The organism is Enterococcus sp. C74 (genome assembly GCF_040887125.1).
Taxonomy (GTDB): domain Bacteria; phylum Bacillota; class Bacilli; order Lactobacillales; family Enterococcaceae; genus Enterococcus_B; species Enterococcus_B hirae.
In genome coordinates, this window is record NZ_JBFOFA010000043.1 from 1 (window position 1) to 219 (window position 219).

General features: G+C 29.7%; 1 protein-coding gene. It reads left to right on the top strand.

From position 1 onward, the window contains the following. A partial coding sequence (locus AB3H93_RS14200; protein WP_368020744.1) for a hypothetical protein occupies nt 1–219 on the top strand: 219 nt, incomplete at both ends.

Consider the following 219-nt stretch of genomic DNA (forward strand, 5'->3'; position numbering starts at 1 on the left):
TACGATCCAACCACCAAAACCAATATCTATGGCTGAATCAACAAACCAGTTTCATCAAATCTACACTAAAACGAATAGATTAGATTCATTGCGTGAAATCATTGTTAGTGAGTATAAGGAGAATCAAAATATAGGAGTAATTTCATATCAATATAATTTATCACCAGAAGAGGTCAAAGAAATAATATATGATTACATCCAAAATGAAGAAAAGAAAGA